General features: G+C 52.0%; 30 protein-coding genes and 2 pseudogenes. 22 read left to right on the forward strand and 10 right to left on the reverse strand.

Annotation, left to right across the window (positions count from 1 at the left end; all coding sequences use genetic code 11):
• Both NNN64_RS23225 and NNN64_RS19055 read right to left on the reverse strand, forming a co-directional pair.
• A pseudogene (locus NNN64_RS23225) lies at window positions 1-177 on the reverse strand (flagellin lysine-N-methylase); the annotation flags it as partial.
• Between the two features lie 79 nt (window positions 178-256).
• The gene (locus NNN64_RS19055; protein ID WP_271442386.1) at window positions 257-1,516 is read right to left on the reverse strand and encodes a FliC/FljB family flagellin; all 1,260 of its coding nucleotides are present in this window, start codon (window positions 1,514-1,516) and stop codon (window positions 257-259) included.
• A gap of 255 nt (window positions 1,517-1,771) precedes the next feature.
• On the opposite strand from NNN64_RS19055, the gene fliD reads away from it, so the two are divergent.
• The 4 genes from fliD (at window position 1,772) to amyA (ending at window position 5,522) form a co-directional block, all read left to right on the forward strand.
• Entirely contained in the window at window positions 1,772-3,172 is a 1,401-nt protein-coding gene (gene fliD, locus NNN64_RS19060) for a flagellar filament capping protein FliD (protein WP_271442387.1), read from the forward strand.
• A gap of 15 nt (window positions 3,173-3,187) precedes the next feature.
• A complete protein-coding gene (gene fliS, locus NNN64_RS19065) occupies window positions 3,188-3,595 on the forward strand; it encodes a flagellar export chaperone FliS (RefSeq protein ID WP_222186500.1) in 408 nt (135 codons plus the stop codon).
• Window positions 3,595-3,966, forward strand: a complete 372-nt coding sequence (fliT, locus tag NNN64_RS19070) for a flagella biosynthesis regulatory protein FliT (RefSeq protein ID WP_005127745.1) — start codon at window positions 3,595-3,597, stop codon at window positions 3,964-3,966. Before fliS ends, fliT begins: the two co-directional genes overlap by 1 nt.
• A gap of 68 nt (window positions 3,967-4,034) precedes the next feature.
• Entirely contained in the window at window positions 4,035-5,522 is a 1,488-nt protein-coding gene (gene amyA / locus NNN64_RS19075) for an alpha-amylase (protein ID WP_271442388.1), read from the forward strand.
• Window positions 5,523-5,562: 40 nt separating this feature from the next.
• Here the strand turns inward: amyA and yedD are convergent, their stop codons facing one another.
• Window positions 5,563-5,976 carry a lipoprotein YedD gene (gene yedD / locus NNN64_RS19080; RefSeq protein ID WP_271442389.1) on the reverse strand — a complete coding sequence of 138 codons (414 nt, stop codon included), beginning with the start codon at window positions 5,974-5,976 and terminating at the stop codon, window positions 5,563-5,565.
• Window positions 5,977-6,140: 164 nt separating this feature from the next.
• Here yedD and yedE point away from each other — a divergent pair, with 164 nt between their 5' ends.
• Together yedE and yedF are read left to right on the forward strand one after the other, a co-directional pair.
• Window positions 6,141-7,367, forward strand: coding sequence for a selenium metabolism membrane protein YedE/FdhT (yedE, locus tag NNN64_RS19085; RefSeq protein WP_404841928.1), 1,227 nt, complete (start codon window positions 6,141-6,143; stop codon window positions 7,365-7,367).
• Window positions 7,364-7,597 (forward strand): sulfurtransferase-like selenium metabolism protein YedF, encoded by a 234-nt coding sequence (gene yedF / locus NNN64_RS19090; protein ID WP_000790504.1) that lies wholly within the window; start codon window positions 7,364-7,366, stop codon window positions 7,595-7,597. The genes yedE and yedF overlap by 4 nt, the downstream gene beginning before the upstream one ends.
• A gap of 54 nt (window positions 7,598-7,651) precedes the next feature.
• Here the strand turns inward: yedF and fliE are convergent, their stop codons facing one another.
• Window positions 7,652-7,966 (reverse strand): flagellar hook-basal body complex protein FliE, encoded by a 315-nt coding sequence (fliE, locus tag NNN64_RS19095; protein ID WP_271442390.1) that lies wholly within the window; start codon window positions 7,964-7,966, stop codon window positions 7,652-7,654.
• Window positions 7,967-8,182: 216 nt separating this feature from the next.
• On the opposite strand from fliE, the gene fliF reads away from it, so the two are divergent.
• The 14 genes and pseudogenes from fliF to rcsA all read left to right on the forward strand — a co-directional run bounded on the left by fliF (window position 8,183) and on the right by rcsA (window position 19,688).
• Entirely contained in the window at window positions 8,183-9,862 is a 1,680-nt protein-coding gene (fliF, locus tag NNN64_RS19100) for a flagellar basal-body MS-ring/collar protein FliF (protein ID WP_271442391.1), read from the forward strand.
• Window positions 9,855-10,850 carry a flagellar motor switch protein FliG gene (gene fliG / locus NNN64_RS19105; protein ID WP_135322317.1) on the forward strand — a complete coding sequence of 332 codons (996 nt, stop codon included), beginning with the start codon at window positions 9,855-9,857 and terminating at the stop codon, window positions 10,848-10,850. Before fliF ends, fliG begins: the two co-directional genes overlap by 8 nt.
• Window positions 10,843-11,550 (forward strand): flagellar assembly protein FliH, encoded by a 708-nt coding sequence (gene fliH, locus NNN64_RS19110; RefSeq protein ID WP_271442392.1) that lies wholly within the window; start codon window positions 10,843-10,845, stop codon window positions 11,548-11,550. Before fliG ends, fliH begins: the two co-directional genes overlap by 8 nt.
• Complete coding sequence (gene fliI, locus NNN64_RS19115) at window positions 11,550-12,920, forward strand: flagellar protein export ATPase FliI (RefSeq protein WP_005127755.1); 1,371 nt, start codon at window positions 11,550-11,552, stop codon at window positions 12,918-12,920. The genes fliH and fliI overlap by 1 nt, the downstream gene beginning before the upstream one ends.
• Window positions 12,921-12,941: 21 nt before the next feature.
• Window positions 12,942-13,385: a flagellar export protein FliJ gene (gene fliJ, locus NNN64_RS19120; protein ID WP_005127756.1), complete on the forward strand. Its 444-nt coding sequence runs from the start codon at window positions 12,942-12,944 to the stop codon at window positions 13,383-13,385.
• Window positions 13,382-14,599 (forward strand): flagellar hook length control protein FliK, encoded by a 1,218-nt coding sequence (gene fliK / locus NNN64_RS19125; protein ID WP_271442393.1) that lies wholly within the window; start codon window positions 13,382-13,384, stop codon window positions 14,597-14,599. Before fliJ ends, fliK begins: the two co-directional genes overlap by 4 nt.
• A 104-nt stretch (window positions 14,600-14,703) precedes the next feature.
• The gene (gene fliL, locus NNN64_RS19130; protein ID WP_048211308.1) at window positions 14,704-15,171 is read left to right on the forward strand and encodes a flagellar basal body-associated protein FliL; all 468 of its coding nucleotides are present in this window, start codon (window positions 14,704-14,706) and stop codon (window positions 15,169-15,171) included.
• 4 nt (window positions 15,172-15,175) lie between these two features.
• Window positions 15,176-16,180, forward strand: a complete 1,005-nt coding sequence (gene fliM / locus NNN64_RS19135; protein WP_003030434.1) for a flagellar motor switch protein FliM — start codon at window positions 15,176-15,178, stop codon at window positions 16,178-16,180.
• On the forward strand, window positions 16,177-16,590 hold the full coding sequence (gene fliN, locus NNN64_RS19140; protein WP_005127761.1) for a flagellar motor switch protein FliN: 414 nt from the start codon (window positions 16,177-16,179) through the stop codon (window positions 16,588-16,590). The genes fliM and fliN overlap by 4 nt, the downstream gene beginning before the upstream one ends.
• A 2-nt stretch (window positions 16,591-16,592) precedes the next feature.
• Complete coding sequence (fliO, locus tag NNN64_RS19145; protein ID WP_271442394.1) at window positions 16,593-16,967, forward strand: flagellar biosynthetic protein FliO; 375 nt, start codon at window positions 16,593-16,595, stop codon at window positions 16,965-16,967.
• Window positions 16,967-17,704 (forward strand): flagellar type III secretion system pore protein FliP, encoded by a 738-nt coding sequence (fliP, locus tag NNN64_RS19150; RefSeq protein WP_005127763.1) that lies wholly within the window; start codon window positions 16,967-16,969, stop codon window positions 17,702-17,704. The genes fliO and fliP overlap by 1 nt, the downstream gene beginning before the upstream one ends.
• 9 nt (window positions 17,705-17,713) lie before the next feature.
• Window positions 17,714-17,983, forward strand: coding sequence for a flagellar biosynthesis protein FliQ (gene fliQ / locus NNN64_RS19155; RefSeq protein ID WP_003030425.1), 270 nt, complete (start codon window positions 17,714-17,716; stop codon window positions 17,981-17,983).
• A gap of 8 nt (window positions 17,984-17,991) precedes the next feature.
• Window positions 17,992-18,784, forward strand: a pseudogene (gene fliR / locus NNN64_RS19160) (flagellar biosynthetic protein FliR); the annotation flags it as partial.
• Between the two features lie 280 nt (window positions 18,785-19,064).
• Window positions 19,065-19,688, forward strand: a complete 624-nt coding sequence (gene rcsA / locus NNN64_RS19165) for a transcriptional regulator RcsA (protein WP_040232455.1) — start codon at window positions 19,065-19,067, stop codon at window positions 19,686-19,688.
• 54 nt (window positions 19,689-19,742) lie between these two features.
• Here rcsA and dsrB read toward each other — a convergent pair whose 3' ends face one another.
• Window positions 19,743-19,931, reverse strand: coding sequence for a protein DsrB (gene dsrB / locus NNN64_RS19170; RefSeq protein ID WP_005127768.1), 189 nt, complete (start codon window positions 19,929-19,931; stop codon window positions 19,743-19,745).
• Between the two features lie 162 nt (window positions 19,932-20,093).
• Here dsrB and yodD point away from each other — a divergent pair, with 162 nt between their 5' ends.
• Window positions 20,094-20,321 (forward strand): YodD family peroxide/acid resistance protein, encoded by a 228-nt coding sequence (yodD, locus tag NNN64_RS19175; RefSeq protein ID WP_137381521.1) that lies wholly within the window; start codon window positions 20,094-20,096, stop codon window positions 20,319-20,321.
• Between the two features lie 206 nt (window positions 20,322-20,527).
• Here yodD and NNN64_RS19180 read toward each other — a convergent pair whose 3' ends face one another.
• Both NNN64_RS19180 and NNN64_RS19185 read right to left on the reverse strand, forming a co-directional pair.
• Window positions 20,528-20,710 carry a YodC family protein gene (locus tag NNN64_RS19180; protein WP_061068109.1) on the reverse strand — a complete coding sequence of 61 codons (183 nt, stop codon included), beginning with the start codon at window positions 20,708-20,710 and terminating at the stop codon, window positions 20,528-20,530.
• A gap of 77 nt (window positions 20,711-20,787) precedes the next feature.
• Complete coding sequence (locus NNN64_RS19185) at window positions 20,788-21,699, reverse strand: DUF808 domain-containing protein (RefSeq protein WP_442870709.1); 912 nt, start codon at window positions 21,697-21,699, stop codon at window positions 20,788-20,790.
• Window positions 21,700-21,877: 178 nt separating this feature from the next.
• On the opposite strand from NNN64_RS19185, the gene yedA reads away from it, so the two are divergent.
• Window positions 21,878-22,798 (forward strand): drug/metabolite exporter YedA, encoded by a 921-nt coding sequence (yedA, locus tag NNN64_RS19190; protein ID WP_271442396.1) that lies wholly within the window; start codon window positions 21,878-21,880, stop codon window positions 22,796-22,798.
• Here the strand turns inward: yedA and NNN64_RS19195 are convergent.
• The 3 genes from NNN64_RS19195 to NNN64_RS19205 form a co-directional block, all read right to left on the reverse strand.
• Complete coding sequence (locus tag NNN64_RS19195) at window positions 22,790-23,257, reverse strand: very short patch repair endonuclease (RefSeq protein WP_271442397.1); 468 nt, start codon at window positions 23,255-23,257, stop codon at window positions 22,790-22,792. The genes yedA and NNN64_RS19195 overlap by 9 nt on opposite strands.
• Window positions 23,238-24,668 carry a DNA cytosine methyltransferase gene (locus NNN64_RS19200; protein WP_442870710.1) on the reverse strand — a complete coding sequence of 477 codons (1,431 nt, stop codon included), beginning with the start codon at window positions 24,666-24,668 and terminating at the stop codon, window positions 23,238-23,240. The genes NNN64_RS19195 and NNN64_RS19200 overlap by 20 nt, the downstream gene beginning before the upstream one ends.
• 73 nt (window positions 24,669-24,741) lie before the next feature.
• Window positions 24,742-25,437, reverse strand: coding sequence for a phosphohydrolase (locus NNN64_RS19205; RefSeq protein ID WP_271442399.1), 696 nt, complete (start codon window positions 25,435-25,437; stop codon window positions 24,742-24,744).
• Window positions 25,438-25,665: the final 228 nt, after the last annotated feature.

Raw genomic sequence — 25,665 nt, forward strand, 5'->3', positions numbered from 1 at the left:
GAATAATACTCTCTTTAGCAATATTTCTAATATTCTCATTTTTACTGGAGACATACTTATTCACCGTGCCTTATCCAGATGTATATTCCAGCTTTTACAGCAATGATCGCGACATTGCGTGCCAGTGCACTGAAACGTAGTCACAAAATGGGGTTCAGTAACGGTAATTTCTTGCATTCTTCAGACTCCAGTATAGAAAAAAGGCAGCTTTCGCTGCCTTTATTGTCTCTGACTACTATGTAACCCAATCGGTGGATTAACGCAGTAAAGAGAGGACGTTTTGCGTGGTCTGGTTAGCCTGTGCCAGAACAGATGTGCCTGCCTGCTGCAGGATCTGTGCACGAGACATGTTAGACACTTCGGTCGCGTAGTCGGAGTCTTCGATACGGCTACGAGCAGAAGACAGGTTGTTAACAGTGTTACCCAGGTTGGTCACTGCAGATTCAAAACGGTTCTGCACCGCACCCAGGGAGCTACGGAACTCGTCAACCATTTTCAGCGCGTCATCTACCTTAGCTAAAGGATTTGCGGTAATACCCGCGGGAGCTGTGGTTGCTGCTGCAGTGTCTACTGATACTTTCTTGGTATTATTGTCAAACTTAACATCAAAAAAGTTACCTTTATCATCCTGACCAATATATTTAGTCGTGCCAGGCGCAGCAGGGTCTTGATAAGAAAGAATTTTCTCACCTGCTTTCGTATTAACAGCAAACTCAGTATCAATCGTATTAACAGGGTTACCAACAGCACCGGCAGCAGTATCGATAGCACCTTTAGTAGATTTGTTGCTTACATCATAATTCACAGTGCCAGTTTTCGAATCAACGGTAGCTTTGTAATAATCAGTACCGCCAACTGCCCACATACCACCCTTACCATCCTCATACAAAGTAGTAGCCGCAGTACCCGGCGTACCACCACTTGCGGTAAAGGTAGCATTAGCGATAGGAAGTGCACCCTTGGCAGTTGTAACAGGCGTTGCAACTTTACTGATATCAAAATTATCAAGACCTAAAGTAGTGCTATCAATTTTTTTCAAATCAATAGTGATGGTTTCACCATCTTTTGCACCCACCTGAATAGTCAATTGGCTATTCTGGTTTAACACTTTTTTGCCGTTAAAATCAGTCTGCTCTGAGACACGGTTGATTTCTGCCAGGCGCTGATCGATTTCATCCTGAATAGATTTCAGGTCAGAGCCAGAGTTAGAACCGTTAGCGGCCTGTACAGACAGTTCACGAACACGCTGCAGGTTGTTGTTGATTTCAGACAGCGCACCTTCAGTGGTCTGGGCAACAGAGATACCGTCGTTAGCGTTACGGGACGCCTGAGTCAGGCCTTTGATGTTAGAGGTGAAACGGTTAGCAATCGCCTGGCCAGCAGCATCATCTTTCGCGCTGTTGATTCGCAGACCGGAAGACAGACGTTCGATAGCGGAGCCCAGTGCAGACTGAGATTTGTTCAGGTTGTTTTGGGTCAACAGCGACAGGCTGTTTGTATTGATGACTTGTGCCATGATCTTTTCCTTATCAATTACAACTCGATGTTATTGGGCTGTTGCCCACGGTTTCTGACCGTAACCCATGTATCGGCACCGTAAATTCGAACTTTAGAAAATTTTTAGTTTCCGTCGTTTTTTTTCTTAGCCCGCGAAATACCCTCTATATGCACCACTATTCTGCGCATTATTTTCACCAAACTATCATTAAACTTTGCGCGCAGATTGCCGATAACCCGCATAACAATTGTTTGCAATCACAAGGAATCGGGCATGGCTTCATTTACATCATTGGGCGTAGGCTCAGGCTTACCACTGGACACGTTGCTAAACAACCTGACTATTGCTGAGAAAAAACGTTTAAATCCAATTACTCAGCAACAGACCGATAATACCGCCCGCCTGACGGCCTACGGTACGTTAAAGAGTGCGCTGGAAAAATTCCAGACGGCCAATACGGCATTAAATAAACCGGAACTGTTCAGAAGCAGTAATGTAACCAGCAGTACCGAAGATCTGAAAGTCACCACGGAAGCCGGCGCGGCTCCAGGTATTTATACCATCAGCGTTACGCAGTTGGCGCAGGCACAATCTTTAAGTACTGCAACGGTTGGCTCAAGCAAAGACGCTCTCGGTGACGGCTCTGCCACCCGTACCATCAAAATTGAGCAGCCGGGCCGCAAAGAGCCGCTTGAAATTAAACTGTCGCAGGACAAAACCACGCTGGACGATATCAGTAAGGCGATAAACGATACCGATAGCGGTATCTCTGCCAGTATCGTCAAGGTGAAAGACGGCGAGTTTAAACTGGTACTGACCGCCGCCGAAGGTATGGACAGTAAGATGACCATCTCGGTAGACGGCGACAGCAAGCTTAGCGATCTGCTGGCCTACGACAGCACGGCCGGTACCGGAAAAATGACCGAGCTGGTTAAAGCGCAAAACTCGCAATTAACCATGAACGGGATCCCGATTGAGCGCCAGAGCAATAAAGTGACCGATGCGCCGCAGGGCGTCACGCTGGAACTGACCAAAAAGGTCACTGATGCGCGCGTGACCGTGACCAAAAGCAATGACAAAGCGACAGAAGCCATTAAAGGCTGGGTTGATGCTTATAACTCGCTGATTGATACCTTCAATACGCTGACCAAGTATAAAGCGGTTGATGCAGGGGCTGAAGGTCAGGATAAAGATAACGGCGCACTGGTGGGCGATAGCGTGGTACGTACCATTCAGACCGGTATTCGCGCACAGTTTGCCAACTCTGGTACTGACGGTGCCTTTAAAACCCTGAATGAAATTGGCATCAAACAAGATGGCAAAACCGGCAAGATGACCATCGATGATACCAAGCTGAAAAAAGCGCTGGATGAAAACACCGCTTCAGTACGTGAACTGTTGGCGGGCGACGGTAAAGAAACCGGTATTACCACCAAAATTGCCGCTGAAGTGAAAAGTTATCTGGCTGATGACGGCATTATCGACAATGCGCAAGACACGATTAATGCCACGCTGAAAAAACTGACCAAACAGTACCTGTCCGTGAGCGCCAGTATCGACGACATGGTTGCGCGTTACACCGCCCAGTTTACCCAGCTGGATAGCATGATGAGCAAGCTGAATAACACCAGTACCTATCTGGGTCAGCAATTTACTGCGATGAATAAATCCTGATAACACGAGGTAAGCATGTATACCGCGAGCGGTACCAAAGCCTATGCACAGGTCAGTGTGGAGAGCGCCGTAATGAGCGCCAACCCGCATCAGCTGATCGAAATGTTGTTTGATGGCGCGAACAGCGCCCTGGTGCGCGCTCGCCTGTTTATGCAACAGGGCGATATTGTCGCCAAGGGTGAAGCCCTCAGCAAAGCTATTAACATTATTGATAATGGTCTTAAAGCGGGCCTGGATCAGGAAAATGGTGGTGAAATCGCCACTAATCTGTCATCGCTGTATGACTATATGATCCGCCGTCTGCTGCAAGCGAATTTGCGTAATGATTGTCAGGCGATTGAAGAAGTCGAAGGGTTACTCGGAAACATTGCGGATGCCTGGAAACAGATCTCACCAAAAGCGTCGTCCCAGGAGTCCCGTTAATGACCTCAGCCGTGGAGTTTATCAACCGTTGGCAGCGCATTGCGCTGCTCAGTCACTCGCTGCTGGAACTGGCACAGCGAGGTGAATGGGACCTTTTACTGGAACAGGAAGTTACCTATCTGCAAAGTATTGAAGTGGTCATGGAAGAACAAACTCCATCAGGCATTACGCGAAGCGTTCAGGATTTGATTGCCGGGTATATTAAACAGACGCTGGATAACGAACAGTTACTCAAAGCATTACTGCAGCAGCGTCTGGATGAACTCAGCACACTGATCGGTCAGTCAACCCGCCAGAAGACGCTAAATAACGCCTACGGCCGGCTTTCTGGTATGTTACTGGTTCCCGACGCCCCAACTGCCCCACAATAATTTCCCGTTACGTCTGAATAATCTTCCATACTCCAGAGGTCGGCCAAACGGCTTCTGGAGCACGGAAGATGAAAAATCCCACCCTATTGCAGTACTTCCACTGGTATTACCCTGATGGCGGCCAGCTCTGGCCGGAACTCGCCGCACGCGCGGATGGACTTAACGATATCGGCATCAATATGGTATGGCTGCCTCCCGCCTATAAAGGTGCGTCCGGCGGGTACTCCGTTGGCTATGACTCCTACGATCTGTTTGATTTAGGCGAATTCGACCAGAAAGGTACTATTGCCACCAAATACGGCGATAAAAATCAGTTACTGGCGGCAATTGACGCGTTAAAGCACAACGATATCGCGGTACTGCTGGATGTGGTGGTCAACCATAAAATGGGTGCGGATGAGAAAGAGCACATTCAGGTTCAGCGCGTCAACGCCGATGACCGCACGCAGATTGACGATCAGATCGTCGCATGCGAGGCCTGGACCCGCTACACCTTCCCCGCCCGTGCGGGTCAGTACTCTCAATTCATTTGGGATTACAAATGCTTCAGCGGCATCGATCATATTGAAAATCCCACCGAGGACGGCATTTTTAAGATCGTTAATGATTATACCGGCGAAGGCTGGAACGACCAGGTCGATGACGAACTGGGCAACTTTGACTACCTGATGGGCGAAAATATCGATTTTCGCAATCATGCCGTCACCGAAGAGCTCAAATACTGGGCACGCTGGGTGATGGATCAAACCCATTGCGATGGTTTTCGCCTGGATGCCGTCAAACATATCCCGGCGTGGTTCTATAAAGAGTGGATCGAGCACGTCCAGGAAGTCGCCCCGAAGCCGCTGTTTATCGTGGCGGAATATTGGTCCCATGAGGTCGATAAACTGCAAACCTATATTAACCAGGTCGAGGGGAAAACCATGCTGTTTGATGCCCCTTTGCAAATGAAGTTTCACGAAGCATCCCGCCAGGGGCGCGATTATGACATGAGCCAGATTTTCACCGATACGCTGGTGGAGGCCGATCCCTTTCATGCGGTGACGCTGGTTGCGAACCATGACACCCAGCCGCTACAGGCGCTGGAAGCCCCGGTCGATGCATGGTTTAAACCGCTGGCCTACGCACTGATCCTGCTGCGCGAAAACGGCGTGCCGTCGGTATTCTATCCCGATCTCTACGGTGCACATTATGAAGATACTGGCGGTGATGGCGAAACCTACACCATCGATATGCCGATTATTGAACAACTTGATGAATTGATCCTGGCCCGCCAACGCTTCGCCCACGGCGTACAGACGCTCTATTTTGATCATCCCAATTGTATAGCCTTTAGTCGCAGCGGTACGGATGATGATCCCGGGTGCGTCGTCGTGCTGTCCAATGGCGATGACGGTGAAAAGAGCATCGCGCTTGGCGCAAATTACGGCAATAAAACCTGGCGTGATTATCTGGGGAATCGCGAGGAAAGCGTAGTGACTGATGAAAACGGCGTGGCGACGTTTTATTGTAACGGTGGTAGCGTTAGTGTGTGGGTGATTGAAGACGTGTTGTAGCACTTAACCCCGGTGGCGACAGGCTACCGGGGCGCAACGCTTATGGCAGTGGTGTGGCTAACGGCGTTTTCTTTAACACCTCGGCACACTCCAGCGTCGGGCGATCTACCCGTTGCAGCGTCATACCGTCATAATCCAGCGTATTGCCATCGCGATCAATTTCATACAGCTCGCGTTTCACCGTCACGTTGGTGAGATCACCAGAGAGCATGGTCAATTTTCCGGGGACGGCAATCACTCGCTGCCACTGACGGCAATCCAGCGTATCCCCCTCTTTGGTGACAATCAGACTGGCGATCGCTTCCGGGCTCACCAGCGCGCGCTGCGGACCTTTCGACTGCCAGTATCCTGCCAAACCGGCAGGGGCTGGTGTTTTCACCACGTCATTATAATGTTGTACCTCGGCGCAGCCGGCAAGCACCAACAATGCACCCACAATTGCTAATTTTTTCATCATTCATCCTGCATGCGAAGAAAAGGGGATTGTGGCATTAAAGCCCTGATGTCGCCAGCCTTTCGGCTGCCCGGAGAAAGATTGATCCAGACGGTGTTACCTCTTATTACTCATAGTCAAAAATTCTGACAGGTGTAATATTCACGCTTCTTGTTACATACCTTCTGAGTTCAGAGGCACAACGCATGTCATGGCAACACTTCAAACAGGCCTGGTTAATTAAATTTTGGGCCCCTGCCCCTGCGGTTATCGCAGCGGGTATTCTCTCCACTTACTATTTCGGCATTACGGGAACCTTCTGGGCCGTTACCGGCGAATTTACCCGCTGGGGTGGGCAAATCCTGCAACTGTTTGGCGTGCACGCCGAAGAGTGGGGATACTATAAACTGATCCACCTCGAAGGCTCGCCCCTGACCCGTATCGACGGGATGATGATCCTCGGTATGTTCGGTGGCTGTTTCGCTGCCGCACTGTGGGCCAACAACGTCAAATTACGCATGCCACGCAGTCGGATCCGTATTCTGCAGGCGGTGGTCGGCGGGATGATCGCCGGTTTCGGCGCCCGTCTGGCAATGGGCTGTAACCTGGCCGCGTTTTTTACCGGCATTCCACAGTTCTCGCTGCATGCCTGGTTCTTCGCGCTGGCGACGGCAATGGGCTCATGGTTTGGCGCCCGCTTTACCCTGCTGCCAATGTTTCGTATTCCGGTCAAAATGCAGAAAGTTTCCGCCGCCTCCCCGCTGACGCAAAAACCGGAACAAGCGCGTCGTCGTTTCCGCCTCGGTATGCTGGTATTTATCGGCATGATCGGCTGGGCGCTACTGACCGCAATGGACAAGCCGAAGCTGGGTCTGGCCATGTTGTTTGGCGTTGGGTTCGGCCTGCTGATTGAACGGGCGCAAATCTGCTTTACCTCAGCCTTCCGCGATCTGTGGATTTCCGGGCGTACCCATATGGCAAAAGCCATCATCTTCGGGATGGCGGTGAGCGCCATTGGTATCTTTAGCTATGTACAACTGGGCGTTGAGCCGAAGATTATGTGGGCCGGTCCAAATGCAGTGATCGGCGGCTTACTGTTTGGTTTCGGTATCGTGCTAGCGGGCGGGTGTGAGACCGGCTGGATGTACCGTGCGGTTGAGGGCCAGGTACATTACTGGTGGGTGGGACTGGGTAACGTTATCGGTTCGACCATTCTGGCGTACTACTGGGATGACTTTGCCCCTGCCCTGGCCACTCGCTGGGATAAAGTGAATCTGCTCGACACCTTTGGGCCGCTCGGCGGGCTACTGGTGACTTATCTGCTGTTGTTTATCGCATTGATGCTCATCATCGGTTGGGAAAAACGTTTCTTCCGCCGCGCCGGGCTGACGCCTGCTAAGGAATCCGCATGAAAAATATCGTCCCTGATTATCGCCTCGACATGGTCGGTGAACCATGTCCCTACCCGGCTGTTGCCACACTGGAAGCGATGCCGCAATTGAAGAAAGGTGAAATTCTGGAAGTGGTCAGCGATTGCCCGCAGTCAATCAACAATATTCCGCTGGATGCGCGTAACCATGGGTATACGGTGCTGGATATTCAGCAGGATGGGCCAACTATTCGCTATCTGATTCAAAAATAAGTGTAAGCCGGATAGCGCTGCGCTTATCCGGCAAACATTCTTTGCACGTTACACCTACACCTGCATCGACATCACTTCCTGGTAGGCTGATACCAGTTTGTTACGCACCTGAATGCCCATCTGCATCGAAACCGACGCTTTCTGCATATCAGTCATCACGTCATTTAGCGCAATGCCTGGTTCACCCAGGGTAAATTTTTCAGCCTGAACGCGAGAGGCGGTTTGCACCTCGCTGATTCTGTCCAATGCCGCGTGCAGCTGACCGGCAAAACTCACGGTCGATTGTGGCTGCACATCCTGCATTTTTGCTGACATCGCCGTGGCCTGTAGCTGGCTGATAACCCCTTCAATCCCCTGTATTGCCGACATTCTGATCCCCTGGATGATTTTTTACTTAGCAGAGATTACCAGTTCGTCAATAAGATAAAGGCGCTAAATAACGATAAAAAACCTCGGTTTTTAACGCATAGAAAAATTCGAAACCGCAAATAATGAGACCGTCAATTTTTCGAGTTTGCTGACCCGGGAGTGAGTCTTGTTCCACTTTGCAAAAAACGCCGTCCACGATAAGCCACGAGGTGCGAGATGAGTGCGACAGCATCGACTGCAACCCAACTGAAACCTCTCGAGTGGTTAAATCGCCTGCGCGCGAATCCCAAAATCCCTCTGATTGTGGCTGGTGCCGCTGCCGTCGCTATCATCGTTGCGATGGTCCTGTGGGCCAAAACACCTGACTACCGCACACTGTTCAGCAACCTATCCGATCAGGACGGTGGCGCGATTGTCACGCAGCTGACGCAGATGAACGTTCCTTATCGTTTCACTGAGGGAAGCGGTGCCATTGAAGTCCCTGCAGATAAAGTTCACGAACTGCGTTTACGTCTGGCACAGCAAGGGCTGCCGAAAGGTGGCGCGGTAGGCTTTGAGTTACTGGACCAGGAAAAGTTTGGTATCAGCCAGTTTAGCGAGCAGGTCAATTACCAGCGAGCGCTGGAAGGTGAATTAGCCCGTACCATTGAAACACTGGGACCGGTAAAACGCGCCCGTGTCCATCTTGCGATGCCCAAGCCGTCACTGTTCGTACGTGAACAAAAGGCCCCTTCTGCCTCCGTCACGGTAAACCTGGAACCGGGTCGAGCACTGGACGAAGGTCAGATTAGCGCGGTAACGCATCTGGTCTCCAGCGCTGTCGCAGGCTTGCCGCCGGGCAACGTGACGCTGGTCGATCAGGCAGGACATCTGTTAACCCAGTCGAACACCAGCAGCCGCGACCTGAACGATGCGCAACTGAAATATGCCAGCGATGTTGAAAGTCGCGTTCAGCGTCGTATTGAATCAATCCTGTCGCCAATTGTCGGTAACGGCAACGTACATGCGCAGGTTACTGCACAGCTGGATTTCGCCAACAAAGAGCAAACCGAAGAAAAGTACAGCCCAAATGGCGACGACTCACAGGCTGTTCTGCGTTCACGCCAGCTTAACGTCAGCGAACAGATAGGAAGCGGAGCGCCTGGCGGCGTACCGGGCGCACTGTCTAACCAGCCCGCCCCGGCGAATACAGCCCCGATTAATACGCCACCGGCAAATCAGCAAAATGCGCAGAATGCGCAAACCACGCAAACGGCGAATAACGCCAATGCCGGCCCGCGCAGTACGCAGCGTAACGAAACCAGCAACTATGAAGTTGACCGTACCATTCGTCACACCAAGATGAATGTGGGTGATGTACAGCGCCTGTCAGTGGCGGTAGTGGTCAACTATAAAACGTTACCGGATGGCAAACCGCTGCCATTAACCGCTGACCAAATGAAACAAATTGAGGACCTGACCCGCGAGGCCATGGGCTTCTCTGAAAAACGCGGCGATACCCTGAATGTCGTGAACTCACCCTTCACCGCAAGTGATGACACGGGTGGAGAGCTTCCGTTCTGGCAACAGCAGTCCTTTATTGAACAGCTGATGGTGGCCGGTCGTTGGTTATTGGTTCTGCTGGTGGCCTGGATCCTGTGGCGTAAAGCGGTGCGTCCGCAGTTGATGCGTCGCAGCGAAGAGGTCAAAGCCGCTCAAGAACAAACACGTATTCGCCAGGAAACGGAAGAAGCGGTTGAAGTTCGCCTCAGCAAAGACGAGCAGACCCAGCAGCGCCGTAACAACCAGCGTCTGGGTGCTGAAGTCATGAGCCAGCGTATCCGTGAAATGTCTGATAACGATCCGCGCGTCGTGGCGCTGGTCATTCGCCAGTGGATAAATAACGAACATGAGTAATCTTAGCGGCACCGATAAAAGCGTCATCTTATTGATGACCATTGGCGAAGATCGCGCGGCGGAGGTCTTTAAGCACCTTTCCACGCGCGAAGTGCAGACCCTCAGTACGGCAATGGCTAACGTGCGTCAGATTTCCAACAAGCAGTTGACGGAGGTTCTGGCCGAATTTGAACAAGAAGCCGAGCAGTTTGCCGCACTGAACATCAACGCCAACGAATACCTGCGCTCCGTGCTGGTAAAAGCGTTGGGCGAAGAACGTGCCTCCAGCCTGCTGGAAGACATTCTGGAAACCCGCGATACCACCAGCGGCATTGAAACGCTCAACTTTATGGAGCCACAGAGCGCCGCCGATCTTATTCGCGACGAGCACCCGCAGATTATCGCTACCATTCTGGTTCACCTCAAACGGGGCCAGGCGGCCGATATTCTGGCGCTGTTCGACGAGCGTTTACGCCACGATGTCATGCTGCGTATTGCTACTTTCGGCGGCGTACAGCCTGCCGCGCTGGCAGAACTGACCGAAGTGCTGAACGGATTGCTCGACGGTCAGAACCTCAAGCGCAGCAAAATGGGCGGCGTGAGAACAGCAGCAGAAATTATCAACCTGATGAAGACGCAGCAGGAAGAAGCGGTTATTACCGCAGTGCGCGAATTCGACGGCGAGCTGGCGCAGAAAATTATCGACGAGATGTTCCTGTTCGAAAATCTGGTGGATGTCGACGATCGCAGCATCCAGCGTCTGTTGCAGGAAGTGGATTCCGAATCGCTGCTGATAGCCCTGAAAGGTGCCGAGCAACCATTGCGCGAGAAGTTCCTGCGCAACATGTCGCAGCGTGCCGCCGATATCCTGCGCGACGACCTTGCCAACCGCGGTCCGGTACGTTTGTCGCAGGTGGAAAACGAACAGAAAGCGATTCTGCTTATCGTACGTCGTCTGGCCGAAACCGGCGAGATGGTGATCGGCAGCGGCGAGGATACCTATGTCTAACGATCTGCCATGGAAAGTCTGGACGCCTGACGACCTCGCTCCGCCAATGGCGGAGTTCGTACTGGCCGATCATACCGACGATCAGCCGTCCGACGAGACAGAAGAGCCACAGCTATCTGCTGAACAACAGCTTGAGCAGCAGTTGGCACAACTGCAGCTCCAGGCCCATGAGCAAGGGTATAACGCCGGCCTGGCTGAAGGTCGGCAAAAAGGACACGAACAAGGTTATCAGGACGGACTGGCCCAGGGACTGGAACAAGGCCAGAACCAGGCTCGCGCCCAACATGCGCCGATTCATGCCCGCATGCAGCAACTGGTCAGTGAGTTTCAGAATACACTGGATGCCCTGGACAGCGTCATTGCATCGCGCCTGATGCAAATGGCACTGGAAGCGGCGCGCCAGGTTATCGGCCAGACACCCATCGTGGATAATGCTGCACTCATTAAGCAAATCCAACAACTGTTGCAACAGGAACCGCTGTTTAGCGGTAAACCGCAGTTGCGCGTCCATCCGGACGATCTGCAACGAGTGGAAGAGATGCTGGGGGCGACCCTCAGCCTGCACGGCTGGCGACTGCGCGGCGATCCAACGCTGCATCATGGTGGCTGTAAGGTCTCTGCTGACGAAGGCGATCTGGACGCCAGTGTTGCCACCCGCTGGCAAGAGCTCTGCCGTCTGGCAGCGCCGGGAGTCGTGTAATGACCACTCGCCTGACTCGCTGGCTCAACACGCTGGACAACTTCGAAGAGAAAATGTCGCTGCTGCCTGCGGTGCGCCGTTACGGGCGTCTTACCCGCGCCACCGGGCTGGTCCTTGAAGCCACGGGCCTGCAGTTACCGTTGGGTGCCACCTGCGTTATTGAGCGTCAGGATGGCAACGAAACCCAGGAAGTTGAAAGCGAAGTGGTTGGCTTTAATGGTCAACGCCTGTTTCTGATGCCGCTCGAAGAGGTCGAAGGCGTGCTGCCAGGTGCGCGCGTTTACGCGAAAAACATCGCCGGCGAAGGGCTGCAAAGCGGGAAACAATTACCGCTGGGCCCTGCCCTGCTGGGGCGTGTGCTCGATGGCAGCGGGAAGCCGCTTGATGGGCTGCCTGCTCCCGACACCACGGAAACAGGGGCACTAATCACACCGCCGTTTAACCCCCTGCAACGAACCCCGATTGAACACGTGCTGGATACTGGCGTACGGCCTATCAATGCGCTGTTAACCGTCGGTCGCGGTCAGCGAATGGGTCTTTTCGCCGGTTCCGGTGTGGGTAAAAGCGTTCTGCTCGGCATGATGGCACGCTATACCCAGGCTGACGTCATTGTTGTCGGTCTGATTGGCGAGCGTGGACGCGAAGTTAAAGATTTTATTGAAAATATTCTTGGCGCCGAGGGACGTGCACGCTCGGTAGTGATTGCCGCCCCGGCGGACGTTTCCCCGCTGTTGCGTATGCAGGGTGCCGCCTACGCCACGCGCATCGCCGAAGATTTTCGCGACCGCGGTCAGCACGTGCTGCTGATTATGGATTCCCTCACCCGTTATGCGATGGCGCAGCGTGAAATTGCACTGGCGATCGGCGAACCTCCGGCAACGAAAGGCTATCCGCCGTCGGTGTTTGCTAAATTACCCGCACTGGTTGAACGGGCCGGCAACGGTATTCATGGCGGCGGTTCCGTGACCGCATTTTATACCGTACTGACCGAAGGCGATGACCAACAGGACCCTATTGCTGACTCCGCCCGCGCCATTCTCGACGGCCACATAGTCCTGTCCCGTCATCTGGCAGAAGCGGGTCACTACCCAGCCATTGATATTGAAGCCTCAATCAGCCGCGCAATGACCGCCTTAATCAGCGAGAAACATTATGCGCGGGTACGCAACTTTAAGCAGCTACTGTCCAGTTTCCAGCGTAACCGCGATCTGGTCAGCGTAGGCGCCTACGCCAAAGGCAGCGATCCCATGTTGGATAAAGCCATTGCCTTATGGCCACAGCTGGAAGCATTTTTACAGCAAGGCATCTTTGAACGAGCCGACTGGGAAGACTCCCTGCAGGCTTTGGATCTGATTTTCCCTGGTGTGTGATTAAGCAGGAGAGCATAGGTCATGGCACAACATGGTGCGCTGGCAACACTTAAAGACCTGGCTGAAAAAGAAGTCGATGATGCGGCAATCTTATTAGGCGAGATGCGCCGCGGATGTCAGCAGGCGGAAGAGCAGTTGAAGATGCTGATCGATTATCAGCATGAATATCGCAACAACCTTAATAGCGATATGGGTCAGGGTATTACCAGTAATCGCTGGATTAACTATCAACAATTTATTCAGACGCTGGAAAAAGCGATTGAGCAACATCGCCAACAACTCAACCAATGGACGCAGAAAGTAGACCAGGCGTTGAGCAGTTGGCGCGATAAAAAGCAGCGACTGCAGGCATGGCAGACTCTGCAGGACAGGCAAACCACAGCCGCTTTACTGGCTGAAAACCGTCTGGATCAGAAAAAAATGGATGAATTTGCTCAGCGTGCAGCTATGAGGAAACCCGAATGATTACTTTACCCCAACTGATTACCACCGACACCGACGTAGCCGCAGGTCTTCAGTCAGGCAAAGCGGTAGATTCCCCTGAGGATTTTTTAGCGTTGCTGGCAGGTGCACTAGGTGCAGGCGATGCACAGGGTAAAGACGCCCCGCTATCGCTGGCCGATTTACAGGCGGCTGGTAGCAAACTGCAAAAAGGGTTATTGCAAAAGAATGGTGATACCGCGCAGACGGTAAAATTAGCCGATCTGCTGGCACAAAAAGAGGTCCAAACCGAGGCGTCGCTAGCCGACCTGACTGATGCACAACAGTTGCTGTCTGCGCTCACGCCCTCACTGAAGGTTAATGCCCTGACGACACTGGGCAAAACCGCACAGCAGGATGAAAAAATAGCCCGTCTGAGCGATGACGATCTCGCTAACCTGAGTGCGCTTTTCGCTATGCTACCGGGGCAACAGGTAACCACTCCGGCGGTTGATGCTACTCCAGCCCCGGCGGATGCGACGCTGTCGGTGCTGTTACGTGGTAATACCGCCAACACGACCGCCGATAGCGCCAGTGAATTACTGACCGGTGAAGGGAAAAAAGGTAAAGCAGATGCCGCGATGTATGCCAGTGGCGCGGATCAGACCAACAATGCGGGTTTAACCCCATTAACCGCAGCGGCAGCCACGCGTGCGGAGATTGAAAGTTCACCGTCCCCAACCAGTGTTGGCGCAACAATAGCTCCGCTGGCTGGCACACAGACACATGCGCAGCCGTTACCAACTGCCGCGGCACCGGTATTGAGCGCCCCGCTGGGAAGCCATGAATGGCAGCAATCACTGAGTCAGCACGTCACGCTGTTCACCCGTCAGGGTCAGCAAAGTGCGGAACTGCGCTTGCATCCGCAGGATCTGGGGCAAGTGCAGATTTCCCTCAAGCTCGATGACAACATGGCGCAACTGCAGATGGTCTCGCCTCATAGCCACGTTCGCGCGGCGCTGGAAGCGGCATTACCCATGCTGCGCACGCAGTTGGCTGAAAGCGGGATCCAACTGGGGCAAAGCAGTATCAGTAGCGAAAGCTTCGCGGGTCAGCAACAGTCGTCTTCACAGCAACAACAGGCTGGGCGTGCGCATGGACAAGATATTTTTGCTCCCGAAGATGATGCTGTTCTGGCCACACCTGCAGCACTGCAAGCCGCGGCTCGCGGTGATGGTGCAGTAGACATCTTCGCCTAACGCCAGAGGTAGCATGATTATCCGCGTCTTTTCCACGCTTTGTCGTGGTCAGGACACGGGATAATCAGCCTATAAGCTGTACCGAAACAGGAAGCCCGTATCTGATGACTGACTCCGCGATTAACAAAAAGAGTAAACGCGCTATTTGGATCCCTCTGCTGGTGTTAATTACGCTCGCCGCCCTCGCTACTGCGGGCTATAGCTACTGGCGCATGCAACAGCAGCCGTCCGCCAGCGTAAAAGCGGAACCGGCTCCACCACCAGCCCCAGTGTTCTTTGCACTGGATACGTTTACCGTCAATTTAGGTGATGCGGATCGCGTGCTGTATATCGGTATCACTCTGCGCATGAAGGACGAGGCGACACGCTCGCGTCTTAACGAATATCTGCCAGAAGTGCGCAGCCGTCTGCTGTTATTGTTCTCTCGCCAGAACGCCGCCACGCTCGCAACAGAAGAAGGCAAACAGCAACTGATTGCCGCTATCAAAGAGACGCTCGCGACTCCGCTCGTTGTCGGGCAGCCGAAACAGGTTGTCACCGACGTTCTTTATACAGCTTTTATTCTGCGGTAAAGACATGGGCGACAGTATTCTTTCTCAGGCTGAAATCGACGCATTGCTTAACGGCGATAGCGAAACTAAAGACGAACCCATTTCCGGTATCGCAAAAGAAAGCGATATTCGTCCTTATGATCCCAACACTCAGCGCCGCGTCGTTCGTGAGCGTTTGCAGGCGCTGGAGATCATTAACGAACGCTTTGCGCGCCAGTTCCGTATGGGGTTATTTAACCTGCTACGCCGCAGCCCGGATATTACCGTGGGCGCGATCCGTATCCAGCCATACCACGAGTTTGCGCGTAACTTACCGGTTCCGACCAACCTGAACTTAATCCACCTGAAACCGCTACGCGGGACAGGTCTGGTGGTGTTCTCACCGAGTCTGGTGTTTATCGCCGTTGATAACCTGTTCGGCGGTGATGGTCGTTTCCCGACGAAAGTCGAAGGCCGTGAATTTACGCACACTGAACAACGCGTGATCAACCGCATGCTGAAACTGGCGCTGGAAAGCTACAGCGACGCGTGGAAGGCTATCAACCCGCTGGAAGTGGAATATGTCCGTTCCGAGATGCAGGTGAAGTTTACCAATATCACCACTTCCCCGAACGACATCGTGGTGAACACCCCATTCCACGTTGAAATCGGCAACCTGACCGGTGAATTTAACATCTGTCTGCCATTCAGCATGATTGAACCGTTGCGCGAACTGCTGGTAAACCCACCGCTGGAAAACTCGCGTAATGAAGATCAGAACTGGCGCAATAATCTGGTGCGTCAGGTTCAGCATTCTGAGCTGGAACTGGTAGCAAACTTTGCTGACATTCCGTTGCGGCTGTCCCAGATTTTGAAGCTGAAACCCGGCGATGTACTGCCGATTGAAAAACCCGACCGCATTATTGCTCATGTGGACGGCGTACCTGTGCTGACCAGCCAATATGGCACCGTAAATGGTCAGTATGCGTTACGCGTAGAACATTTGATAAACCCGATTTTGAATTCGCTGAATGAGGAACAGCCCAAATGAGTGACATGAATAATCCGTCCGATGAAAACACTGGTGCATTGGACGATCTGTGGGCTGACGCGTTAAACGAGCAAAAAACAACGACCACCAAAAGTGCGGCCGATGCGGTATTCCAGCAGCTAGGTGGCGGCGACGTCAGCGGTGCGCTGCAGGATATCGACCTGATCATGGATATTCCGGTCAAGCTGACCGTTGAATTGGGCCGCACCCGCATGACCATCAAAGAACTGCTGCGCCTGACGCAGGGTTCGGTCGTCGCGCTGGACGGTCTGGCGGGCGAGCCGCTGGATATTCTGATCAATGGTTATTTGATTGCTCAGGGTGAAGTTGTGGTAGTTGCAGATAAATACGGTGTCCGTATTACTGACATTATTACCCCATCTGAACGTATGCGCCGTCTGAGCCGTTAACGATGAATACCCAGGCCACCGTCTCTCAGCCCGCTGCTGTACCCGGTTCACCGTTAGTGCAGGTCAGCGGCGCGCTGCTGGGGATCATTGTGTTGATCCTGGGAGCCGCCTGGCTGATTAAGCGCCTGGGATTTGCCCCCAAAAGCGTCAGTACGCGTGGACTGAAAGTTTCGGCCAGTACCTCATTAGGTCCACGTGAGCGGGTGGTGATTGTTGAGGTCGAAGACGCGCGTCTGGTGCTGGGCGTTACAGCGTCGCAGATCAACGTTTTGCATACCCTCCCCCCGGCACCTGCCAGTGCAGAAGAAAAAGCGGCCTCCCCTGCGGATTTCCAGGCCATGATGAAGAGTTTGCTGAAGCGTCCTGGGAGATCCTGATGCGCCGTTTGTTATCCCTCACGCTGACGGGTCTGTGGCTTTTCAGCCCTGCGGCCCTGGCCCAACTACCGGGTCTGGTTAGCCAACCGCTGCCTGGTGGCGGACAAAGCTGGACGTTGCCCGTCCAAACGCTGGTATTTATCACCTCGCTGACGTTCCTGCCGGCTATTTTGCTGATGATGACCAGCTTCACCCGCATCATCATCGTTTTTGGTCTGTTACGTAATGCGCTGGGAACACCGTCAGCACCGCCGAACCAGGTTTTACTTGGACTGGCGCTGTTTTTGACTTTCTTCATCATGTCGCCGGTGATCGACAAAATCTACGTTGATGCGTATCAACCCTTCAGCGAAGAGAAGATTTCCATGCAGGAAGCCATGGAGAAAGGCGCACAGCCGTTGCGTGAGTTTATGCTGCGCCAGACCCGCGAAGCCGATCTGGCCCTGTTCGCCCGTCTGGCAAACAGCGGCCCGTTACAGGGACCTGAAGCAGTGCCGATGCGCATTTTGCTGCCGGCTTATGTCACCAGTGAGTTGAAAACGGCATTCCAGATAGGTTTTACCATTTTTATTCCATTTCTGATAATCGATCTGGTCATCGCCAGCGTCCTGATGGCGCTCGGGATGATGATGGTGCCACCAGCTACCATTGCACTCCCATTCAAGCTGATGCTGTTTGTGCTGGTTGACGGCTGGCAGCTGCTTGTCGGCTCGCTTGCACAAAGCTTTTACAGTTAGAGGCGCGAAATGACTCCTGAATCGGTCATGATGATGGGCACTGAGGCGATGAAAGTTGCCCTTGCCCTTGCCGCACCTTTGTTGCTGGTTGCCCTCGTCACGGGTCTTATCATCAGTATCCTGCAGGCGGCAACCCAGATTAACGAAATGACGCTGTCCTTCATTCCGAAAATTGTCGCGGTCTTTATTGCCATCATCGTTGCCGGTCCGTGGATGCTTAACTTGCTGCTCGACTACGTGCGTACGCTGTTCAGCAATATCCCCTACATCATCGGGTAAACGACGCTATGTTGCAGGTGACCAGCGTTGATTGGCTCCACTGGCTGAATCTTTACTTCTGGCCCCTGCTGCGCATACTGGCGCTCATTTCAACGGCGCCGATACTCAGCGAACGCGCCATCCCCAAGCGAGTAAAGCTGGGGCTGGGGTTGATGATTACCATGGTTATCGCGCCGCTGCTTCCTCCCGTAAACGTGCCTATCTTTTCTGTCGGCGCGATATGGCAGGCGATGCAGCAAATCCTGATCGGCATCGCGTTAGGGTTCACCATGCAATTTGCGTTTGCCGCAGTGCGTACCGCCGGGGAAATCATCGGGCTGCAAATGGGTCTCTCCTTCGCAACTTTCTTCGACCCGGGCAGCCGCCTGAATATGCCCGTTCTGGCACGTCTGATAGATTTGCTGGCGATGCTGTTGTTCCTCACCTTTAATGGTCACTTGTGGCTTATCTCACTGTTGGTGGATACCTTCCATACTCTGCCTATCGGTGGCCATCCGGTGAATAGCAATGCCTTTCTCGCACTGGCGCGGGCGGGCGGGCTCATCTTCCTCAATGGCCTGATGCTGGCTCTGCCGGTGATGACGCTGCTGCTCACACTCAACCTCGCACTCGGTTTGTTAAACCGTATGGCGCCACAGCTATCGATATTTGTCATTGGTTTCCCACTCACCCTGACCGTGGGTATTTCATTAATGGCTGCGCTCATGCCATTAATTGCCCCCTTCTGTGAGCGTTTATTCAGTGAGATTTTTAATTTGTTGGCTGACATCATCAGTGAAATGCCTTCAAAATAATAACCCTTATTTTTTATCCTGTTTTACTAAGGATTGTCCTAAATTCAAATACAGGCAACATCCACCAGGATAACGCTGTCGCGGTTTATTTGTTTTTGCCTCACTCACATAACGCAACATTTACTTTACTTTAAGATGTTTCCTGGCAAATTATACGCAACTTTACGGGATAGTAAATTCGCCTGAAAACAGCGAAAGCGTCATATTGGGTCGTTATTATTCCGTTTAGTTGTGATGAAATAATCAGGTAAGGGGAATTATCGTTACGCATTGAGTGAGGGTATGCCATGTCAACGATTATTATGGATTTATGCAGTTACACCCGGCTAGGGTTGACCGGATATCTGGTAAGTCGGGGGGTGAAGAAAAGGGAAATCAACGATATTTCAAGCGTTGATGAACTCAGCATCGCCTGTGTCTCACTGCAGCCGTCTGTGGTGTTTATTAATGAAGACTGCTTTATTCACGATCCGGATAACAGCCAGAGAATTAAGCAAATCATTAATCAACATCCCAGTACTTTATTTATTGTATTTATGGCAATTGCCAATGTCCATTTTGATGAGTATCTCTTAGTAAGAAAAAATTTATTAATCAGTTCTAAGTCGATTAAACCAGATTCACTGGATGAACTTCTTGGCGATATTCTGAAAAAGGAAGTGGATATTGTCATTGATGTTAACCTGCCAACACTATCATTAAGCCGCACCGAATCCAGCATGCTACGTATGTGGATGGCCGGTCAGGGAACAATACAGATCTCCGATCAAATGAATATCAAGGCGAAGACAGTCTCATCCCATAAGGGGAATATAAAACGAAAGATCAAGACGCATAATAAGCAAGTTATCTATCACGTTGTACGACTCACAGATAACGTCACCAATGGTATCTTTGTGAATATGCGTTAGGACGTTCTGACTGGTGGGTTCGCCACCAGTCAGAATCAGCACCTGGAACCTGGATTACTCCACTTTCTCCACAAAGATACCATCCTGATGGCCTGACTCATTAAAGAACCAGATACCGAGCGGGTAGTCTTCCAGAGAAACCAGGTACATGGTGCCTTCACTAAACTCTTCAATCGCCAGTACCCGGCCTGGCCGACGCGGCCCGCCGTCCGTTTTGACTGTAACCCGATCATTCACCTTCATCGTTTTCCTCCTGTGGCTTTGTGCCAGTGTAGAACAAATTCCTTTTCCTGGCAGCGCCCTGCTCGCGTGATTGCAGGTTTTCTCGACGGTCTATACTTAACTTGTACGCATCAGAGATTCTGATACGTGCCCCGGTATCCTTAACGGTTGAGAGGTATGAGGATGAAAACCGCGAAAGAGTACAGCGATACGGCCAAACGTGAAGTCAGCGTCGATGTGGACGCGCTATTGAAAGCTATCAACGAAATCTGCGAGAGCGAAATTCACCGCAGCCATGATGACCCCGATCGCGTCAGCGTTGATGGCCGGGATTATCATACATGGCATGAGCTGGCCGACGCGTTCGAGCTTGATATCCATGATTTTAGCGTGACGGAGATCAATCGCTGACTTTGGGCGAAAAAAATCCCGGCCCTTATCGGGTCGGGATCAAGCTTGCTTATGCAAGAAGCACTTGAAAATTCGTTACACCAGGAAATCTGATGCGAAACCAACCTTATCTGCAATTTTTTTGCCTGACAAGTAAATAATTCTCACCAAAATGATAAATATAACTAATGGTTGAGAGATCACCAGGTTACGCCAGCCAGTGATATTCAGGCATCCTGGCGTAGCGGACTGCGTTCGCCAGGAACCAGTTCATCTTCACGAAATGCCTCCCGTTTGACGCCAAAACCGTCATACCAGCGGCACTCCACCATTCCGCTGGCATACCCGGTAACGATCATGCGTGGGCCACCCTCTTTCGCGGTGACTTCCTCACTGACAGAAAAGACCATACCTGCCTCCTGTATCAAGAGAAACCTTTTCACCTTAGACGACAAAGAGACGTTTTGCGTAATCTACCACGCGACAATTAGTGCGAAACTCCGCGTAATCTGGCAACCATGTTTACCAGCATTACCACGATCCCACCGATAATAAAGCCGAGCACCAGATTAAGCAGGGTCGGAAGCATGAGGGCAATGAATGAACTCTGTTGCTGGGCAACGTGCTCAATCGCATGATGCAGCGGTGCAATGCCATGTACCACAATGCCGCCACCAACTAAAAACATCGCCAGCGTACCAACCACGGAAAGTGATTTCATGAGCCAGGGAGCCACCACCAGCAATCCCTTACCCAGCGCCTGAGCCAGTGCGCTGCGCTTTTCTGCCAGCCAGTAGCCAATATCATCGAGCTTCACAATAATACCGACCAGACCATATACGCCAACGGTCACCACCAAAGCAATACCCGACAAAACCAGTACCTGATTCAACAACGGCGCATCCGCCACAATACCCAACGTAATGGCCACAATCTCCGCAGATAAAATAAAGTCGGTACGTACCGCCCCTTTGATTTTATCTTTCTCAAACGTCAGCGGGTCCTGTGCGGCAAGAGATGTCAGACGCTGCTGTCGTTCTTCCGGTGTTTCCTGGTGTTTTCGCGCTTCCAGAGTGTGAAGCACTTTTTCCACGCCCTCAAAACAGAGGAATGCCCCACCAATCATTAATAAGGGCGTGATCGCCCATGGAATGAAGGCGCTGATCAATAGCGCCAGCGGCACCAGGATAACTTTGTTGACGAAAGATCCTTTGGCCACACTCCAGACCACCGGAAGCTCGCGGTTCGCCCGCACGCCCGACACCTGTTGCGCGTTAAGCGACAAATCGTCTCCCAGCACACCCGCCGTTTTTTTCGCGGCCAGTTTTCCCATCACTGAGATATCGTCCAGAAGCGTGGCGATGTCATCAAGCAAGGTGAGTAAGCTACTTCCTGCCAAAATTTTAATCCTCAATATTATTTTTTTGCAGTCATAAGTATGAAGTAAAACACGCCATGCTGAAACTGACCTTTCTGGTCAACAAATATTTAACAACGGCAGGCAATTATAAATCTCGCCAGCATGATAGTTTTGACGTTTACTATGTTGCACCTTTTTATTTCCACCGTGAGGGATTATGCGTTTCAGGCAATTGTTACCACTTTTCAGTGCGCTCTTCGCGCTGTACATCATCTGGGGTTCCACGTACTTCGTTATTCGCATTGGTGTTGAAAGTTGGCCGCCGTTGATGATGGCTGGCGTGCGCTTTCTCTCTGCAGGCATTTTATTAACCGCATTCTTACTTATTCGCGGACATAAGCTGCCACCATTGCGCCCGCTCCTGAATGCTGCACTGATTGGTATCCTGCTGTTGGCGGTGGGCAATGGCCTCGTTACCGTCGCAGAACATCAAAACGTCCCTTCCGGCATTGCCGCGGTGGTGGTTGCTACCGTCCCGCTGTTTACCTTGTGCTTTAGCCACTTTTTTGGCATCAAAACACGCAAACTGGAATGGATAGGGATCGCAATTGGGCTCGCCGGGATCATCATGCTTAACAGCGGGGGTAACTTAAGTGGTAATCCCTGGGGGGCGGTACTAATCCTGATTGGTTCAATGAGCTGGGCGTTTGGCTCCGTGTACGGCTCACGCATTACCTTGCCCGTTGGCATGATGGCCGGTGCTATTGAAATGTTAGCCGCAGGTATTGTGCTGATGTGCGCATCGCTGCTCTGTGGAGAAAAGCTGACCACGATGCCAACCTTCTCCGGTTTTATGGCGGTGGCATACCTCGCTCTGTTCGGCTCAATTATTGCGATTAACGCTTATATGTTCCTTATTCGTAATGTAAGCCCGGCTTTGGCCACCAGCTATGCCTACGTCAACCCGGTGGTGGCGGTTCTGTTAGGTACGGGCCTGGGAGGTGAAAGCCTGGCGTTGATTGAGTGGCTGGCACTCGGGGTCATTGTTTTTGCCGTGGTATTGGTGACGCTGGGGAAATACTTATTCCCTGTTAAAGCGGACGCGGTCGCAACCCCATCGGAAAAATCATTACAGTAAATGAATGCCCTGAGAGTCGATCTGCGCGGTGGCTCCGCCGCCGCAGATCCATTCGATAACCCGCTCAGACAGTGCCTCGTCACCCAGTTTCTCACGCCCACGCAGGGCGCATTCCCAGACAATCAAGACTCGCCATCCCAACGACTGCAATTTTTCGCAGTCCCGCTTATCACGTACCACGTTTTTTCCTATCTTCTCCAGCCAGAACGCCGTGCGGGTTGCCGGAACTTTAAAGAGGTAACAATTGTGCTGATGCCAGAAACAGCCGTGGGTAAAGAGAACACAGCGATAATCATCCACCACAAAATCGGGTCGACCGGGCAACGTTGCATCCTGCACGCGAAACGTTACCCCCTGCTCCGTCAGGATGTCGGCCAGGCGTTTTTCGATCGCCGTATCGCGGGTCCCTATCGCCCGCATATTTTTACTGCGTGTCGCCTTATCGTGAACGTCTGCCATGCTGCTGTTCTTTCTCGCGTAGCGCAACAGCCTGTTTGATCTTCGGCTCCAGCAGTTTGGCTACCGCCGCAAATGCCGGGACGACCACCGAATTACCGAACTGGCGGTAAGCCTGGGTATCGGATACCGGAATGCGAAACTGGTAACCCTGAGGAGACTCAAACCCCATCAGGCGCGCACACTCTCTTGGCGTTAATCGACGAGGGCGATGTCGCTGATTGGCAGGATCATCGAAATCCTGTTCACCCAGCGCCATATCCCAGCCACGGTCTATCAAAATTTCTGCCCCATCCTTATAGTAACGTGCGGATAATGTGCGCGTCACGCTATCGGGGTTGCCGGGATAGACCATACCGTAACCAAACCCATTGCCCCGTGCCTGATGCTTTTTCGCATAACGATACAGGTATTTCCACAGGACCGGTGTCAGCACATATTTTGCATCAACGGTCGGTTCAAGCAGCTCTGCGAGCGTTGTTCGGCGATGAGGGTAGCGGCTGACAATATCACGCAACGTAAAGTCTGACTTCAGGTTCAGATCCCGCCGAAAACCGACGAGCACAATACGTTCGCGATGCTGGGGTAAAAAATGTTGCCCATCGATAATCTTCGGGTCATCAGGGCCATTATCTGCTGCATCTGCCACGTCATAGCCCAGTTCATCCAGCGTTTGCATGATGATGCGAAAGGTTTTTCCCTGGTCATGACTCTTCAGATTTTTGACGTTTTCGAGCACAAATATTGCCGGTCGCCGCGCGTCGATAATTCGCACCACGTCAAAAAAAAGTGTGCCTTGCGTATCGCAGGCAAAACCGTGGGCGCGTCCTAACGCGTTTTTCTTTGATACCCCCGCCAGAGAAAATGGCTGGCAAGGGAAGCCGGCCAGCAGGACATCATGCTCGGGAACGTGTTGACGAATATGCTCAGCAGCCTGCTCGTCACTCACCCCCTCATGATGGCTGAGGGTGATATCGCGAATATCTTCATTAAAATGGTGCTGCTCAGGAGAGCAATAATTGTTCGCTTTATAGGTGCGAACAGCATGTTTGTTCCATTCACTGGTGAACACGCACTGCCCACCTATCGCTTCAAAACCACGGCGAATCCCGCCTATTCCGGCAAAAAGGTCGATAAACCGAAAGGCATAGTGCGGATGGTGTGCAGGCGGCGTCGGGAGTAAAGAATACAGGTGAGCAAACTCACGATCGCTAAGGCGATGCCATGTTTCATTGGCGACCACACGCTTAAAGATGGCCGGGCTCCAGTGGTTTTCGCCGACGCCATTGAGATGAGCAACCAGCGTTTTCACATCATATATTTCAAGCAACTTAGCCAAAATCACCTGAACGGTAACTCCGGTATCATCTGTCATTGGTTTCATGGAGCCTGCTACTGAAAAATAATCCTGCATACGTTTAACCGGCCGAAATGGATAGTCGACAGGTTAACATAAATTGGCGCGATTGACGTTTCAGCAATGATGACTACTGATATGCTTTAAGGGGTTGAATCGCCGCAAGATCCAACATCTCATATTCTCCTTTTAATTCTGCGCTGAGTTTCGCCATATACGTCAATAAGAAGTCAGCATTATGCTGCGCCAGATGCCGCCCTTGTTCGGTTTGCATTGTCAGTGGCAACGTCAGCAGTTTGGTCTGGAAATGATCGAGCGCGTACTGTTTATCATCCAGGTTGCGCTGCCGGGCAAACGGGTCCTCCGCATCAAACAATGCCACACCCAGCGAGCCAGAAACGGCGAACACACGCGCCAGACCGATAGCACCGAGCGCCTCAAGTCGATCGGCATCCTGAACGATTTTGGCTTCAAGGGTAGTGGGCGTAATTTTTGCGCTAAAACTGTGCGCGGCAATAGCGTGACTCACCGCATGCAGCCGATCCTGAGGAAATTCAGGAAAGTCCTGTGACAGTACGCGACAGGTTTCCTGTGCGGCCAGTACCGATGAACGATGACGTTCCGGATGATTTTTCGGTAAGCTGACAAGATCGTGGAAATAGCACGCGGTCAGTACGACCAGCCAGTCAATACCTGCAGCAGTGCTCAGCTTTTGCGATGTCATCCACACGCGGCGAAAATGAAAGATGTCATGGGCGGCATCTTGCCCTGAATGCTTCTCACGCAGCCATGCTTCAAATTGTGACTGCCAGTATTGTAGTTTCACGCTTATTCTCTGTGCAGAAAGAGAACCACCTTAGCAACAATTTTCATCACAGACCACTGCCAGTCTCAGATTCACCATTATTATAAATGTTTCAATCTCTTTTGATATAAGAACTCTTCAGCGCTCAATGCAAACAATCAAACCATCCGCTAATTACACGCACCACCCCAAAAACATAAATATCGCCAATTTAATATATTCCATGTATATATAAATAAAATCCATAAC

Origin of the sequence: Citrobacter sp. Igbk 14 (assembly GCF_028069825.1) — a bacterium.
Lineage (GTDB): Bacteria > Pseudomonadota > Gammaproteobacteria > Enterobacterales > Enterobacteriaceae > Citrobacter.

Coding starts and splice junctions, on each gene's coding strand:
- NNN64_RS19055 (WP_271442386.1), bottom strand. CDS start 1,516: ATGGCACAAGTCATCAATACAAACAGCCTGTCGCTGTTGACCCAAAAC.
- fliD (WP_271442387.1), top strand. CDS start 1,772: ATGGCTTCATTTACATCATTGGGCGTAGGCTCAGGCTTACCACTGGAC.
- fliS (WP_222186500.1), top strand. CDS start 3,188: ATGTATACCGCGAGCGGTACCAAAGCCTATGCACAGGTCAGTGTGGAG.
- fliT (WP_005127745.1), top strand. CDS start 3,595: ATGACCTCAGCCGTGGAGTTTATCAACCGTTGGCAGCGCATTGCGCTG.
- amyA (WP_271442388.1), top strand. CDS start 4,035: ATGAAAAATCCCACCCTATTGCAGTACTTCCACTGGTATTACCCTGAT.
- yedD (WP_271442389.1), bottom strand. CDS start 5,976: ATGAAAAAATTAGCAATTGTGGGTGCATTGTTGGTGCTTGCCGGCTGC.
- yedF (WP_000790504.1), top strand. CDS start 7,364: ATGAAAAATATCGTCCCTGATTATCGCCTCGACATGGTCGGTGAACCA.
- fliE (WP_271442390.1), bottom strand. CDS start 7,966: ATGTCGGCAATACAGGGGATTGAAGGGGTTATCAGCCAGCTACAGGCC.
- fliF (WP_271442391.1), top strand. CDS start 8,183: ATGAGTGCGACAGCATCGACTGCAACCCAACTGAAACCTCTCGAGTGG.
- fliG (WP_135322317.1), top strand. CDS start 9,855: ATGAGTAATCTTAGCGGCACCGATAAAAGCGTCATCTTATTGATGACC.
- fliH (WP_271442392.1), top strand. CDS start 10,843: ATGTCTAACGATCTGCCATGGAAAGTCTGGACGCCTGACGACCTCGCT.
- fliI (WP_005127755.1), top strand. CDS start 11,550: ATGACCACTCGCCTGACTCGCTGGCTCAACACGCTGGACAACTTCGAA.
- fliJ (WP_005127756.1), top strand. CDS start 12,942: ATGGCACAACATGGTGCGCTGGCAACACTTAAAGACCTGGCTGAAAAA.
- fliK (WP_271442393.1), top strand. CDS start 13,382: ATGATTACTTTACCCCAACTGATTACCACCGACACCGACGTAGCCGCA.
- fliL (WP_048211308.1), top strand. CDS start 14,704: ATGACTGACTCCGCGATTAACAAAAAGAGTAAACGCGCTATTTGGATC.
- fliM (WP_003030434.1), top strand. CDS start 15,176: ATGGGCGACAGTATTCTTTCTCAGGCTGAAATCGACGCATTGCTTAAC.
- fliN (WP_005127761.1), top strand. CDS start 16,177: ATGAGTGACATGAATAATCCGTCCGATGAAAACACTGGTGCATTGGAC.
- fliO (WP_271442394.1), top strand. CDS start 16,593: ATGAATACCCAGGCCACCGTCTCTCAGCCCGCTGCTGTACCCGGTTCA.
- fliP (WP_005127763.1), top strand. CDS start 16,967: ATGCGCCGTTTGTTATCCCTCACGCTGACGGGTCTGTGGCTTTTCAGC.
- fliQ (WP_003030425.1), top strand. CDS start 17,714: ATGACTCCTGAATCGGTCATGATGATGGGCACTGAGGCGATGAAAGTT.
- rcsA (WP_040232455.1), top strand. CDS start 19,065: ATGTCAACGATTATTATGGATTTATGCAGTTACACCCGGCTAGGGTTG.
- dsrB (WP_005127768.1), bottom strand. CDS start 19,931: ATGAAGGTGAATGATCGGGTTACAGTCAAAACGGACGGCGGGCCGCGT.
- yodD (WP_137381521.1), top strand. CDS start 20,094: ATGAAAACCGCGAAAGAGTACAGCGATACGGCCAAACGTGAAGTCAGC.
- NNN64_RS19180 (WP_061068109.1), bottom strand. CDS start 20,710: ATGGTCTTTTCTGTCAGTGAGGAAGTCACCGCGAAAGAGGGTGGCCCA.
- yedA (WP_271442396.1), top strand. CDS start 21,878: ATGCGTTTCAGGCAATTGTTACCACTTTTCAGTGCGCTCTTCGCGCTG.
- NNN64_RS19195 (WP_271442397.1), bottom strand. CDS start 23,257: ATGGCAGACGTTCACGATAAGGCGACACGCAGTAAAAATATGCGGGCG.
- NNN64_RS19200 (WP_442870710.1), bottom strand. CDS start 24,668: ATGCAGGATTATTTTTCAGTAGCAGGCTCCATGAAACCAATGACAGAT.